General features: G+C 59.3%; 9 protein-coding genes and 1 pseudogene. 7 read left to right on the top strand and 3 right to left on the bottom strand.

The window, feature by feature from the left end; all coding sequences use genetic code 11:
- Positions 1 to 409: 409 nt before the first annotated feature.
- Positions 410 to 1,432 (bottom strand): zinc-dependent alcohol dehydrogenase family protein, encoded by a 1,023-nt coding sequence (locus ACA072_RS14080; protein WP_219094102.1) that lies wholly within the window; start codon positions 1,430 to 1,432, stop codon positions 410 to 412.
- A 269-nt stretch (positions 1,433 to 1,701) separates the two neighbouring features.
- Between ACA072_RS14080 and ACA072_RS14075 the strand changes: the two genes are divergently transcribed.
- The 4 genes from ACA072_RS14075 to ACA072_RS14060 all read left to right on the top strand — a co-directional run bounded on the left by ACA072_RS14075 (position 1,702) and on the right by ACA072_RS14060 (position 8,800).
- On the top strand, positions 1,702 to 2,619 hold the full coding sequence (locus tag ACA072_RS14075) for a LysR family transcriptional regulator (RefSeq protein ID WP_008026287.1): 918 nt from the start codon (positions 1,702 to 1,704) through the stop codon (positions 2,617 to 2,619).
- A gap of 311 nt (positions 2,620 to 2,930) precedes the next feature.
- Positions 2,931 to 4,184, top strand: a complete 1,254-nt coding sequence (mexE, locus tag ACA072_RS14070) for a multidrug efflux RND transporter periplasmic adaptor subunit MexE (protein ID WP_497624819.1) — start codon at positions 2,931 to 2,933, stop codon at positions 4,182 to 4,184.
- A gap of 15 nt (positions 4,185 to 4,199) precedes the next feature.
- Positions 4,200 to 7,382: an efflux RND transporter permease subunit gene (locus ACA072_RS14065; protein ID WP_497624818.1), complete on the top strand. Its 3,183-nt coding sequence runs from the start codon at positions 4,200 to 4,202 to the stop codon at positions 7,380 to 7,382.
- Positions 7,379 to 8,800 carry an efflux transporter outer membrane subunit gene (locus ACA072_RS14060; RefSeq protein WP_497624817.1) on the top strand — a complete coding sequence of 474 codons (1,422 nt, stop codon included), beginning with the start codon at positions 7,379 to 7,381 and terminating at the stop codon, positions 8,798 to 8,800. Before ACA072_RS14065 ends, ACA072_RS14060 begins: the two co-directional genes overlap by 4 nt.
- Before the next feature lie 148 nt (positions 8,801 to 8,948).
- Here ACA072_RS14060 and ACA072_RS14055 read toward each other — a convergent pair.
- Positions 8,949 to 9,131, bottom strand: a pseudogene (locus ACA072_RS14055) (HlyD family secretion protein); the annotation flags it as partial.
- Between the two features lie 95 nt (positions 9,132 to 9,226).
- Here ACA072_RS14055 and ACA072_RS14050 point away from each other — a divergent pair.
- From ACA072_RS14050 to ACA072_RS14040, 3 genes are all read left to right on the top strand, one after another.
- The gene (locus ACA072_RS14050) at positions 9,227 to 10,282 is read left to right on the top strand and encodes a tetratricopeptide repeat protein (RefSeq protein ID WP_497624816.1); all 1,056 of its coding nucleotides are present in this window, start codon (positions 9,227 to 9,229) and stop codon (positions 10,280 to 10,282) included.
- A gap of 127 nt (positions 10,283 to 10,409) precedes the next feature.
- A complete protein-coding gene (locus ACA072_RS14045; RefSeq protein WP_497624815.1) occupies positions 10,410 to 11,912 on the top strand; it encodes an ATPase domain-containing protein in 1,503 nt (500 codons plus the stop codon).
- Positions 11,909 to 13,579 (top strand): ATP-binding protein, encoded by a 1,671-nt coding sequence (locus ACA072_RS14040; RefSeq protein ID WP_497624814.1) that lies wholly within the window; start codon positions 11,909 to 11,911, stop codon positions 13,577 to 13,579. Before ACA072_RS14045 ends, ACA072_RS14040 begins: the two co-directional genes overlap by 4 nt.
- A 30-nt stretch (positions 13,580 to 13,609) precedes the next feature.
- On the opposite strand, the gene ACA072_RS14035 is transcribed toward ACA072_RS14040, so the two are convergent.
- Positions 13,610 to 13,987, bottom strand: coding sequence for a response regulator (locus tag ACA072_RS14035; RefSeq protein ID WP_338923265.1), 378 nt, complete (start codon positions 13,985 to 13,987; stop codon positions 13,610 to 13,612).
- Between the last annotated feature and the right edge of the window lie 17 nt (positions 13,988 to 14,004).

Here is a 14,004-nt window from a genome sequence, read left to right as displayed (position 1 = left end):
TTGTGACCCCATCAATGAGCACACCCAGCAAACCCCGGCAGAACAGGCGCCCTGCGACCGCTTGCGAGATCCTAGGAAATCTCCGACAGCGTCCCACAGACATGTAGCACGAGAAATAAAGAAAGAAGTCGCCATTAATTTTTCGGCAATTGATTGATAACGCGCTATTTGTCGAGTTTGTATTGCTGGAGCGCGATGAAAAGTATCTATCTGATACACAGCCATAGCTCATTCCTTGAGATGAAAGTAATCATTCAATTATCGGGGCTTACAGGGTGATTAGAAGATACAGATTGAGAGCAAAAACCAGTTCAGTTGCTGAACTGACCCATCGCAGATTGACGGGACGTCTCGGATTTTCGGAAGGACAATGAAAAAGTCCGTGCAAGCACGGACTTTTTCAGGAGCGTCAGGCCGGCTCGACCTGGAGGGCAACCCGCTCGCGGCACGGGCATTCGTCCATATAGCGGTGCGCCTCGACAAACTCGGAAAACGGGAAGACCCGAGTCTTGAGTGGCAGCAGCACGCGGTCGGCGGTCAGCTGGTTAATGTCGCGCAAGGCGCGTTGCAGTGCCACCTGATCCTGGATGATGCCCAGTTCCGGCTTGCCGGTGAAGTTACCGATACAGTGAACGAAGAACTGAATGTTCTTCTGGAACGCTGCACAGGCCGGGAACGGCGTCTGATTACCGCCTTGCAAGCCGTACAACACCAGGCTGCCACGAGGCGCGAGCACATCGCCGAGCAGTGACATCTGCGGGCCGCCAAGGCCATCGAACACCACGTCCACGCCGCGGTTGTCGGTGATTTTGTTGATCCGCATGAGCAGATCTTCTTCCTCGGTGACGATTACTTTTTCGGCACCCAGCGACAGCAGGTATTCACGTTCTTCAGCAGTCTTGGTGGCGGCAATTACCCGCACACCCAATGCCTTGCCCAGTTGCACAAAGGACGGACCGGCACAATGGCTCGCGTCGGTCACCAAGGCAAATTGCCCGGGTTTGACCCGTGCCAGGTCGACATAAGCGAAGTAGGCGATCAACAGCGGCGTGTAATGCACGCTGGCTTCAATCGGGCTGAGCACGTCCGGATAACGGGTCAGTGCCGAGCGTGGCAGAACGATCTGTTCGCCGTAGACCGGGTAGTCGTTGGGGCTTTCAGCCGGGAAGCTGGCGACCTTGTCACCGACTGCCAGGTCATCGACGCCCTCACCGACCGCCGTGACGACGCCGGACATTTCATGGCCAAGGCCTGAAGGCAGACGAGCGTGGGATGAGGCCAGGTTCTGGCGCCAGAGAATGTCGTACCAGCTGATGCCAATCGCCTCGACGCGCACCTGCACTTCGCCCGGTGCAGGGAGAGCGGCCGCATGCTCTTCGCATTTGAGCACCTCGGCTGGACCAAACTTGTGAAAACGGATCGTGCGTGACATCGCAAACCTCGTCAAAGAAACCTCTAATGCCCTGAACTCTATCTGGGCTTTCTACCCAAGACTATCAGTGGCTATTAATAGTCGACATGCCTGTCATTGATTCCGCAGCATCCATTGGATCAACGGTGATCGTGAAAATCCGGAGCATCCGTTCCAGGGAAACTGAATTATTCGGTGCAGAGTAGCAGCCTTTCCCCGTAATATTCATGCCGGCCATTGTTCTCATATGGCCGCTCTCGTCAAGCTTGATGACTCTGCCAGGACTCCAGATGAATCGTAATGACCTGCGTCGTGTCGACCTGAACCTGTTGATCGTTTTTGAAACATTGATGCACGAACGCAGTGTGACCCGCGCTGCGGAGAAATTGTTCCTCGGCCAGCCGGCCATCAGTGCGGCGCTCTCGCGCCTGCGCGGGCTGTTCGATGATCCGCTATTCGTGCGCACCGGTCGCAGCATGGAGCCTTCCGCCCGCGCGGTGGAAATCTTCGCCCTGCTCTCCCCGGCCCTGGATTCGATTTCCACCGCCGTCAGCCGTGCGGCGGAATTCGATCCGGCGACCAGTACGGCGGTATTCCGCATTGGCCTGTCGGACGATGTCGAGTTCGCGCTGTTGCCGATGCTGCTCAAGCGTTTGCGGGCCGAATCGCCGGGTATCGTGCTGGTGGTACGTCGGGCCAACTACATCTTGATGCCGAGCCTGTTGGCCTCGGGCGAGATCTCCATCGGCGTCAGCTACACCGCCGACTTGCCGGCCAACGCCAAGCGCAAAGTGCTGCGTCGCAGCATGCCGAAACTGTTGCGCGCCGACACGGTGCCGGGGCCGTTGAGCCTGGATGACTTCTGCGCCCGCCCTCATGCGCTGGTGTCCTTTGCCGGTGACCTGAGCGGCTTTATAGATGAAGAACTGGAAAAGCTCGGGCGCAAACGGCATGTGGTGCTCGCGGTGCCGCAGTTCAACGGACTCAGCACGCTCCTCAGCGGCACCGATATTGTCGCGACGGTGCCGGATTACACGGCTGATGCGTTGACCGCAGCCGGTGGTGTGCGGGCTGAAGATCCGCCGCTGCCGGTACGAAGCTTTGAATTGCACATGGCGTGGCGTGGGTCGCAGGATAATGACCCCGGTGAGCGTTGGTTGCGGTCGAGGATTCAGATGTTCTTTGGGGATCCGGATAGCCTGGCCTGATCCTGACCATGTGTTGGGATTGATGGCCCCTTCGCGGGCAAGTCTCGCTCCTACAGTTGATCGCATACACCTGTAGGAGCGAGGCTTGCCCCCGAAGGACGCGACTCGGTTTCAAGCCAGTCCTTTGCGATACCTGCAACACTGAATTGTCATGAATCCAATTGATTGCTCCTCGACGCAAGGTGCGTGCTAGAGGGCTGGCATCGGACTTATATCATTCCGAATGATAGTTACCTTCGCTTCATTCGATTCGTGCGATACCACCCTCCCGCTCATCATCCGCCCATCTCAATACATTGGCGGATGCATCCATGGAACAGTCACTCAAACATTTGCGCTTCCCATTGGCCATGTTGGCCGTACTGGTGATGAGCGCCTGCGGCAAGGCTCCGGAGTCTGCCGCTACCATGCCCGCGGCGAAAGTCAGTGTCGCCAAGGTCCTGGAACAACCGGTCAACGAGTGGGACGAATTCACCGGGCGCCTTGAAGCGCCAGAAACCGTAGAAATTCGTCCACGGGTCTCCGGCCAGATTGATGAAGTGGCCTTCACTGAAGGCGCGCTGGTCAAGAAAGGTGACTTGCTGTTCCAGATTGACCCGCGTCCCTTCCAGGCTGAGGTCCGCCGCCTCGAAGCACTGGTTGCACAAGGTCGCGCCAACGCCACCCGCAGCGAAAACGAAGCCCAGCGCGGCGAACGCCTGCGTACCAGCAACGCCATCTCCGCTGAACTCGCTGACTCGCGCACCAGTGCATCCCAGGAAGCCCGCGCTGCCGTCGGCGCCATCCAGGCTCAACTGGATCTGGCCAAACTGAACCTGAGCTTCACCCGTGTCACCGCGCCCATCAGTGGTCGCGTCAGCCGTGCGGAAATTACCGCCGGCAACCTGGTGACCGCCGATACCACCGCGCTGACCAGCGTCGTTTCCACCGACAAGGTCTACGCCTACTTCGACGCCGACGAACGTGTGTTCCTCAAATACACCCAGCTCGCTCGTCAAGGCAAACGCGGCGCCACCACTCCGGTTTACCTCGGCTTGTCCAACGAAGACGGCAACCCGCACCAGGGCGTGATGAACTTCGTCGACAACCAGGTCAACCCGAAAACCGGCACCATCCGCGGTCGCGCTGTCTTTGATAACGCCGACGGACAGTACACCCCTGGCTTGTATGCCCGTTTGAAACTGGTCGGCAGCGGCACCTATTCCGCCGTGCTGATCAACGACGAAGCGGTCGGTACCGATCTGGGTAAAAAGTTCGTGCTGGTGATGGATGCCGACAACAAAACGGTTTATCGCTCGGTCGAGCTCGGTCCGAAGATCGAAGGTTTGCGCATCGTGCGCAGCGGCCTGAACAAGGATGACACCGTCATCGTCAAGGGTCTGCAACGGGTTCGCCCTGGCTCGCCAGTCACTCCTGAAGTGATCCCGATGGCCAGTGAACAAACCCTCGCGGCACTCGCACAACAACGACAAGCGCTGGAAGCCAGCAACCTGCCCCAAGTCGCACCTGCCAAGGTCGCGCCGGGTTCGGTTGTGAAACTGGCTGCTGCGACTCCACGCGGTTAAGGGACGACAACTCCGATGAATTTTTCCCAATTCTTCATCTCACGGCCGATCTTCGCAGCGGTACTTTCGCTGCTGATCCTGATCGCCGGTGCCATCTCGCTGTTCCAGTTGCCGATCAGCGAATACCCGGAAGTGGTGCCACCGACCGTTGTGGTCCGTGCCAACTTCCCCGGCGCCAACCCGAAAGTCATCGGTGAAACCGTGGCCGCTCCCCTGGAGCAAGCCATCACCGGCGTCGAGAACATGTTGTACATGTCCTCGCAGTCCACCGCAGACGGCAAAATCACCCTGACCATCACCTTCGCCCTGGGCACCGACCTGGACAACGCGCAGGTACAGGTTCAGAACCGCGTGACCCGGACCGAGCCGAAACTTCCAGAAGAAGTGACGCGCATCGGTATCACCGTCGACAAGGCCTCGCCCGACCTGACCATGGTTGTGCACTTGACCTCGCCGGACAAACGCTACGACATGCTCTACCTGTCCAACTACGCCTTGCTCAACATCAAGGATGAGCTGGCGCGTCTGGGCGGTGTCGGTGACGTGCAGCTGTTCGGTATGGGCGACTACTCGCTGCGGGTGTGGCTCGATCCGAACAAGACCGCTTCGCGTAACTTGACCGCCACCGATGTGGTGACCGCAATCCGTGAACAGAACCGTCAGGTCGCCGCCGGTGCACTGGGTGCCCCGCCTGCGCCGAATGCCACTGCGTTCCAGCTGTCGGTCAACACTCAGGGCCGTCTGGTTTCTGAAGAAGAGTTCGAGAACATCATCATTCGCTCCGGCGACAACGGTGAAATCACGCGCCTGAAAGACATCGCTCGCGTCGAGCTGGGCTCCAGCCAATACGCCTTGCGCTCGTTGCTGAACAACCAGCCGGCGGTGGCGATCCCGATCTTCCAGCGCCCTGGCTCCAACGCGATCGAGATCTCCAACGAAGTTCGCGACAAGATGGCCGAACTGAAGAAGAACTTCCCGGAAGGCATGGACTTCAGCATCGTCTATGACCCAACGATCTTCGTGCGCGGCTCCATCGAGGCGGTGGTTCACACCCTCTTCGAAGCGCTGATTCTCGTTGTTCTGGTGGTTATCCTGTTCTTGCAAACCTGGCGTGCCTCGATCATTCCGTTGGTGGCGGTGCCGGTTTCGCTGATCGGTACCTTTGCGGTGATGCACTTGTTCGGCTTCTCGCTGAACGCCTTGTCGCTGTTCGGATTGGTACTGGCCATCGGTATCGTGGTGGACGACGCCATCGTGGTGGTGGAGAACGTGGAAAGGCACATCGAGCTGGGAGAAACGCCCGTCGAAGCCACCAAGAAAGCCATGCGAGAGGTGACCGGGCCGATCATCGCGACGGCGCTGGTGCTGTGTGCGGTATTTATCCCGGCGGCGTTCATTTCCGGACTCACCGGCCAGTTCTACAAACAGTTTGCCCTGACCATTGCCATCTCGACCGTGATCTCGGCGTTCAACTCGCTGACTCTGTCCCCTGCCCTGGCCGCCGTGCTGCTCAAGAGCCACAGTGCGCCGAAAGATCGCTTTACCAGAGTGCTTGATAAACTACTGGGCGGCTGGCTGTTCCGTCCGTTCAACCGGTTCTTCGAACGCGCCAGCCATGGCTATGTCGGCACCGTAGCGCGGGTTATCCGTAGCAGCGGAATTGCCCTGCTGTTGTACGCAGGCCTGATGGTGCTGACCTTCTTCGGTTTCGCCCACACCCCGACCGGTTTCGTACCCGGCCAGGACAAGCAATACCTGGTGGCCTTCGCGCAACTGCCTGACGCCTCGAGCCTGGACCGTACCGAAGACGTGATCAAGCGCATGTCCGACCTGGCCCTGAAACAGCCTGGCGTGGAAAGTGCGGTGGCCTTCCCCGGCCTGTCGATCAACGGCTTTACCAACAGTCCTAACGCCGGCATCGTGTTTGTGACCCTGAAACCGTTCGACGAACGCAAAGATCCGAGCATGTCTGCCGGTGCGATTGCCGGTGCCTTGAACGGCCAGTTTGCCGGGATCCAGGAAGCCTACATGGCGATCTTCCCGCCGCCGCCCGTACAAGGCCTGGGCACCATCGGTGGTTTCCGTCTGCAGATCGAAGACCGGGGCAACCTGGGCTACGACGAGCTGTACAAAGAAACCATGAACATCATCACCAAGAGCCACAACGTGCCGGAACTGGCCGCCCTGTTCACCAGCTACACCGTGAACGTGCCGCAGGTCGATGCAGCCATCGACCGGGAAAAAGCCAAGACCCACGGCGTAGCCGTCAGCGACATCTTCGACACCCTGCAAATCTATCTGGGTTCGCTGTATGCCAACGACTTCAACCGCTTCGGTCGCACCTATCAGGTCAACGTTCAGGCTGAACAGCAGTTCCGTCTCGAACCGGACCAGATCGGTCAGCTGAAAGTGCGTAACAACAAAGGCGAGATGATCCCGCTGGCGACCTTCATCAAGGTCAGCGACACCTCGGGCCCGGACCGCGTGATGCACTACAACGGCTTCATCACTGCTGAAATCAACGGTGCGGCAGCCCCAGGCTACAGCTCCGGCCAGGCTCAAGCGGCCATCGAAAAACTGCTCAAGGAAGAACTTCCGAACGGCATGACCTACGAATGGACCGACCTGACCTTCCAGCAGATTCTGTCCGGCAACACTGCGCTGTTCGTGTTCCCGCTCTGCGTATTGCTGGCGTTCCTGGTACTCGCGGCTCAGTACGAAAGCTGGAGCCTGCCACTGGCGGTGATCCTGATCGTACCGATGACGCTGCTGTCGGCCATCACCGGTGTGATTGCTTCGGGAGGCGACAACAACATCTTTACCCAGATCGGCTTGATTGTACTGGTGGGACTTGCGTGTAAGAACGCGATTCTGATCGTCGAGTTTGCCAAGGACAAACAGCAGGACGAAGGCCTCAGTCCGCTTGCCGCAGTATTGGAAGCGTGCCGTCTGCGTCTGCGTCCGATCCTGATGACCTCCTTCGCGTTCATCATGGGTGTTGTGCCTCTGGTGTTCTCCAGCGGTGCCGGTGCCGAAATGCGTCACGCCATGGGTGTGGCGGTGTTCTCCGGGATGCTCGGGGTGACCTTCTTCGGTCTGTTGCTGACGCCAGTGTTCTACGTATTGATCCGTAACTTTGTGGAGCGCGGTGAAAAGCGCAAAGCGGCCAAGGCCCTGAAACTGGAGGCGCAACAATGAGTCCGAAAGCCTTCCTGCCGAGCCTTCTGGTACTGGCCCTGAGCGCCTGTGCCGTCGGCCCGGACTACAAGACTCCAGCCACTGAACCGGCGAACATCACCACCGCTACTGATGGCGCTGCTGGTCAGAAAAACTTCGACCGCACGCGGTTCGAAGGCATCTGGTGGCAGCAGTTTGAGGACCCGACTCTCAACCAGTTGGTGACTCAATCGCTGCAAGGCAACCGTGATCTGCGCGTCGCCTTTGCCCGTTGGAAAGCGGCCCGGGCGATTCGCGATGACGCCAGCAATGACGCCATGCCCACCATCACCAGCCGCGCCAGCAGTGACTTGGGTAAAGGCCAGATTCCAGGCCAGACCACCAAACGGGTCAACAGCGAACGCTACGACCTGGGCCTGGACATGGCCTGGGAACTGGACCTCTTTGGCCGTATCCAGCGCAACCTGGAATCCAGCGACGCCGAACAGCAAGCGGCCGAAGCCGATCTGTACCAACTGCAAGTCACCATGATTGCCGAACTGGTGGATGCCTACGGTCAACTGCGCGGTGCTCAACTGCGGGAAAAGATTGCCCTGGCCAACCTGAACAACCAGCAGGAATCGCGCAAGATCACCGAAAGCCTGCGTGATGCCGGTGTCGGCGATCAACTCGACGTGGAGCGTGCCGATGCACGCCTCGCCTCGGTCGAAGCCAGCGTGCCGCAGTTGCAGGCCGAACAGGTTCGGCAGAAAAACCGTATCGCCACCCTCCTGGGTGAACGTCCGGACAAGCTGACCGTCAACCTGAGCCCAAAAGACTTGCCGGCGATTGCCAAAGCACTACCGATCGGTGATCCGGGTGAATTGCTGCAACGTCGTCCGGACATCCTCAGCGCCGAGCGCAAACTGGCTTCCGCCACTGCCCGTATCGGCGTGGCCAAAGCTGATTTGTTCCCTCGGGTCAGCCTCAGCGGCTTCCTTGGCTTTACCGCCGGGCGTGGCTCGCAAATCGGCTCCTCGGCAGCCAATGCCTGGGCGCTCGGCCCAAGCATTACCTGGGCAGCGTTTGACCTGGGCAGCGTGCGGGCCCGTTTGCGCGGCGCCGATGCCGAAGCCGAAGGCGCGCTGGCGACCTACGAGCAGCAGGTGCTGCTGGCGCTGGAAGAATCGGAAAACGCGTTCAGCGATTACGGCAAACGTCAGCAACGGTTGATTTCGCTGATCCGTCAAAGCGAAGCGAGTCGTGCCGCCGCAGACCTGGCTGAGATCCGCTACCGCGAAGGCACCGTGGACTTCCTCGTCCTGCTGGATGCCCAGCGTGAGCGTTTGGCGGCCGAAGACACCCAGGCCTCGGCGGAAACCGATCTTTATCGCGGCATTGTCGCGATTTACAAAGCCCTTGGCGGTGGCTGGCAACCAGAGACCGTCGCCACCAAGTAAGTTTTTAAAGAGCTCCTTTGGTTGGCCGCAACCAACCAATTTTTTAGCCCTGCGCCTCATTCGGTCGCGGGGCTTTTTTTATCGGTCGAGAAATCAATACAAATCCCCTGTGGGATCGCCGCACTGCCGCTCCCACAGGGGGGCAGGGTTGGTTTTGAGATTTGTGGTTTTCCAGGATGGTTACGGTGGCCGTCGTCCCCGCCCGCAGCTTGTCTTTGCCGGCATAGTCGGCATCGATCTGAATCCGCACCGGCACCCGCTGCGCCAGTTTGACCCAGGTGTAAATGGGGTTGATGGTGGCCAGCAGGCGGCAGACGCGACCTGTAGGCAAAATCATCGATATTGAATTGAGCCAGGGTTTGACTCACAGGCCCACCTGACCGAAGCTGACAGCTTTGCACAAGCTGCCAGCCCCCGGATTCCTGCATGCCCCAGTCCCGCCGCTACTTGCTCATCAGCCTCTGTGTCCTGTTCGCCATCGCCCTTGCCTGGTTTTTCCTGCGCAGTACGACACCCGTGGTGCCGGAAGCCATCAAGCGCGGCTACAGCGAAGCGTTGACCCAAGCGCGCGCCGGACAACCGGGGGCCGCGCGGGTTTTGTACCAGCAACTGGGTCGCCCTGACCTGTCGCCCAAACGCCGTGTCTGGCTGCATGCCGAACTGCCTAATTACCCGAGCCCGCAAGCCCTGAAACTGGCAGACGCAGACCTGCAAAACCCTTCGGCCGACGTGCGCATTGCGGCGATCAAAAGCATCAGCGGACTGGTGCCCAGCGGGCAGCGCAGCCTGCTGATCGGACCGTTGCTCGATGACAGCGAACAAAGCGTGCGGTTTGCCGCGATCAACGCACTATTGGGCCTGTCGCCAGATGACCTCGGCTTGTATTTCGGACCGTTGCAACAAGCCATCGATGCCTGGGAACAGGTGCTGAAGAGTCAACCTGCCAGCGCCGAAACCCAATACCAACTGGCCCGCCTGCACCTGCACAATGCCGAACTGAAAGAGGCACAACAGGCGCTGGAACGCACGTTGCAGCTAGACCCCGGCAATCTGCCGGCGCTGGTGATGCAGATTGATGTCCTCGACAGACAGGGTCAAAGCGACGCCGCGCGGCAATTGCTGGCGAAACAGTTGAAGACGCAGCCCGACTCGGCCTACCTGCAACATGCCTTGGGCCTCTGGTTGCTGCACCACGGGCAAAGTGAGTTCGCCCTGCTCGGTCTGTCCAAGGCGGTCGAAATCGAACCGAACAACAAAGACTATCGCTACGACCTGGCGACTACGCTGCACGGTGAGCAAGAACTGGAAGCAGCGCAAAAACAGCTGCAGGAAATCGTCCAGCGCCACCCGGCCGATCGCAAGGCACGGGTGTTGTTGATCAATTACTGGAAAGAAAGCGGACAACTGCAGAACGTACAGATCCTTCTGGCGCAGCTTGAACAGCTCAACCCGGACGACCCGGCGTTGCAGCAAGGCTTGTAAAGGCACCCTCAGTTACGCCAACAAAAAGGTTGAACCGTCGCCACGGCAAAAGGTCAAGTGATCAGGCAGTCCATTCAGGCACTTCAGGCCTGCTGCCTCGCTTCCCCTAGTCATGAGAGGGTTTTTTTTGTCTACATCTAACGAGTTGTTCAGTGCAAAAGCCGCCACCGGCATTGAAGGTCTGGATGACATCCTGGCCGGTGGATTGTCACGCGGCCATGTGTTTTTGCTTGAGGGTGAACCCGGTACCGGCAAAACCACCGTCGCCTTGCATTTTCTGTTGGCCGGCGCCCGTGCCGGCGAGCGCTCGTTGTACATCACGCTTTCAGAAACCGAGCGCGAACTGCGCCAAGGGGCGTTGTCCCACGGTTGGGAGCTGGATGAAAACATCCACATCTTCGAACTGACTCCGCCAGAAAGTCTGCTCAATGCCGACCACCAGCAAAGCCTCCTGTATTCCTCGGACCTTGAGCTGGGCGAAGCGACCAAGCAGATTTTCGAAGTGGTCGAACGGGTCAAGCCGACCCGGGTAGTCCTCGACAGCCTCTCCGAAATCCGCTTGCTGGCCCAGAGCTCTCTGCGTTATCGCCGGCAGATTCTGGCGATCAAGCACTACTTCGTGCGCTACGACGCCACCGTACTGTTGCTGGATGACCTGACCACCGAGTCCCTCGACAAGACCGTGCACAGTGTGGCGCACGGGGTGGTTCGCCTTGAAGAATTGACGCCCAATTACGGCGCTGAACGCCGGCGTATTCGAGTCGTGAAGTATCGCGGTCAAAAGTACCGTGGCGGTTATCACGACTTCACCATCATGGGCGACGGCGTTCATGTATTCCCTCGCCTCGTTGCGGCCGAACACCGCAGCGGTTACATCCGCCAGCAGTTGACCAGCGGCATCAAGGAAATGGACGCGCTGCTCGGCGGCGGCATCGAGACCGGTTCCAGCACGCTGATTCTCGGCCCGGCCGGGACTGGCAAGTCGCTGATCTCGATGATCTTCGCTGCCGCAGCCGTTGCGCGAGGTGAGAAAGCCGCGCTGTTTATCTTCGACGAGGAGCTGGGCCTTCTGTTCGAACGCATGAAAAACATGGGCATCGACCTGCAGGCGCTGCAAGACACCGGCAATCTTTTGATCGAGCAAGTCGACGCCGCCGAACTGTCTCCCGGCGAGTTCTCCCACCGGGTTCGTCGTTGTGTCGATGAGCGCAATATCAAAACCGTGGTTATCGACAGCATCAACGGCTATCAGGCGGCGATGCCCGAGGAAAACGCGCTGGTGCTGCACATGCACGAGTTGCTGCTGTACCTCAATCGCCGTGGCGCCGCGACGTTCATGACCGTGGCCCAACATGGGCTGGTCGGGGACATGCAGGCGCCAGTCGACATTACTTATCTGGCCGACACGGTGATTCTGTTGCGTTACTTCGAAGCCCTGGGCCAGGTTCGCCGGGCTATTTCAATCATCAAGAAACGCACCGGCAGCCATGAATCGACCATTCGCGAATACCGCATCGGTAGCACGGGCATGACCATCGGTGAGCCTTTGGATGCGTTCCAGGGCGTATTGCGCGGCGTGCCGACTTATATGGGCGCCAACCAGCCGCTCCTTCAGGATGATGTCCGGTGAATGCTTTCGAGGCGACGTCGGAGCGAGCGCTTATTCTCGCGCCGCTGGGACGTGACAGCCAGATTGCGCTGATGATGCTCAACGAGGCGGGATTCGAAGGCCTGGTGACCCGCGATCTGGTGGCGCTGTGCAGCGAGCTGGCGTTAGGTGCCGGTCTGCTGGTGATTTCTTCGGAAGCCTTGCTGGGGTGTGATCTCGAACCGCTGCTGGGCTTGATCGACGAACAACCGGCCTGGTCCGACCTGCCGATCGTACTGCTGACCCACCACGGCGGCCCGGAGCAAAACCCCGCGTCACGCCTTGGTCCGCAGTTAGGCAACGTCACCTTCCTCGAGCGCCCGTTTCACCCGGTGACGTTGATCAGCCTGGTGACCACCGCATTGCGTGGGCGACGACGACAGTATGACGCCAGGGACCGGTTGATTGACCTGAGCCTAAGCGAACTGCGACTGCAAAACACCCTGGAAACCCTTGAGCAACAGGTCGAGGAACGTACCGCCCAACTTCGACACAACGAAGAAGCCCTCAGGCAGTCGCAGAAAATGGAAGCGGTCGGCCAACTCACCGGCGGCATCGCCCACGACTTCAACAACATGCTGACCGGCATCATCGGCAGCCTCGAGCTGCTGCGTCGACGCCTGGCCCGAGGCCGCACCGAGGACCTGGACGGCTTGATCGATCTGGGGGTGACCTCGGCCAATCGCGCGGCGGGCCTGACGCATCGTCTGCTGGCGTTTTCCCGACGTCAGTCGCTGGATTCCAAACCCGTGGAAATGAACACCCTGGTGGTGTCCATGGGCGAACTCTTGCAGCGCAGCATCAACGAAAGCATTCAACTGGACATGCAGTTGAGCGAGGACTTGTGGGTAGCCGAGGCCGACCCCAATCAACTTGAAAGCGCCCTGCTCAACCTGGTGCTGAACGCCCGCGATGCCATGCCCGAGGGCGGGAAACTGATGGTCAGTACTTCAAATCAACATCTGGACAAAGGCTTCACCCAAGTTCACAGCAACCTGCAGCCGGGTGATTACGTCGTGCTGCGCGTGACCGACACCGGCTGCGGTATGCCTGAAGGCACCATCAGCAGGGCCTTTGATCCGTTCTTCACCACCAAGCCGATTGGCCAGGGCACTGGTCTGGGCTTGTCGATGATTTACGGTTTCAGCAAGCAGTCCCACGGCCACGTGACCATCGAGAGTGAAGTGGGCAACGGCACGACGGTGAGCCTGTATCTGCCACGCTACAACGGTGATGTGGTCGAGGACATGCTGGTGGATATCGCCCACACACCTCATGCCCAGGACGGAGAAACCGTGCTGATCGTCGAGGACGATCCGGCAGTCCGGGTGCTGGTCAGTGCGGTATTGAGTGAATTGGGCTACGCCTTCGTCGAAGCAGGCGATGCCTACAGCGCGGTGCCGATTCTCGACTCCGGTCAGCGTATCGATTTGTTGATCAGCGACGTCGGGCTGCCTGGCATGAATGGCCGGCAACTGGCGGAAATCGGTCGGCAGTACCGGCCTGATCTGAAAGTGCTGTTCATTACCGGTTATGCCGAACACGCGGCAGTGCGCGGCGGATTCCTGGACCCTGGCATGCAGATGATCACCAAGCCGTTCACCTTCGACCTGTTGACGGCCAAGGTGCGGGAGATGATCCGCATCTGATAGCCCCCATGGCGGGGGCTTCGGGGTCGCTTACGACAGCATTTCCTGCATCAGCTCTTGCAACACATCCAGATCGAATGGCTTGGCCAGGATCGGCGCCTTGCGCGTGATCGGGCTGTCGGTCTCACGGATTTCCTGCGGATAACCGCTGATAAAAATCACCTTGAGTTCCGGTCGCAGCTTCACGGCAGGCTCGGCGATTTGCACGCCGGAGATCCCGCCCGGCAGGCGAAAGTCGGTGATCATCATGTCCAGGTGCGGTTTGCTCGCCAGTATTTCAAAGGCCTGCTCGCCGTTTTCGGCCTGCAGCACCCGGTAACCCTCACCCGACAAGTAAGCGGACAATACCATCAGGATCGAGGGGTCATCCTCGACGATGAGTACTACATCTTGTGCATCTTCACTCATGGGAAGCCTTTGTTCGG

Source organism: Pseudomonas sp. LBUM1656, from assembly GCF_059716065.1.
This window is presented reverse-complemented; position numbering and strand designations above follow the sequence as displayed.

Bases quoted from the DNA above. Each gene is read 5' to 3' on its own strand.
- ACA072_RS14080 (WP_219094102.1), bottom strand. From the start codon at position 1,432: ATGTCACGCACGATCCGTTTTCACAAGTTTGGTCCAGCCGAGGTGCTC.
- ACA072_RS14075 (WP_008026287.1), top strand. From the start codon at position 1,702: ATGAATCGTAATGACCTGCGTCGTGTCGACCTGAACCTGTTGATCGTT.
- mexE (WP_497624819.1), top strand. From the start codon at position 2,931: ATGGAACAGTCACTCAAACATTTGCGCTTCCCATTGGCCATGTTGGCC.
- ACA072_RS14065 (WP_497624818.1), top strand. From the start codon at position 4,200: ATGAATTTTTCCCAATTCTTCATCTCACGGCCGATCTTCGCAGCGGTA.
- ACA072_RS14060 (WP_497624817.1), top strand. From the start codon at position 7,379: ATGAGTCCGAAAGCCTTCCTGCCGAGCCTTCTGGTACTGGCCCTGAGC.
- ACA072_RS14050 (WP_497624816.1), top strand. From the start codon at position 9,227: ATGCCCCAGTCCCGCCGCTACTTGCTCATCAGCCTCTGTGTCCTGTTC.
- ACA072_RS14035 (WP_338923265.1), bottom strand. From the start codon at position 13,987: ATGAGTGAAGATGCACAAGATGTAGTACTCATCGTCGAGGATGACCCC.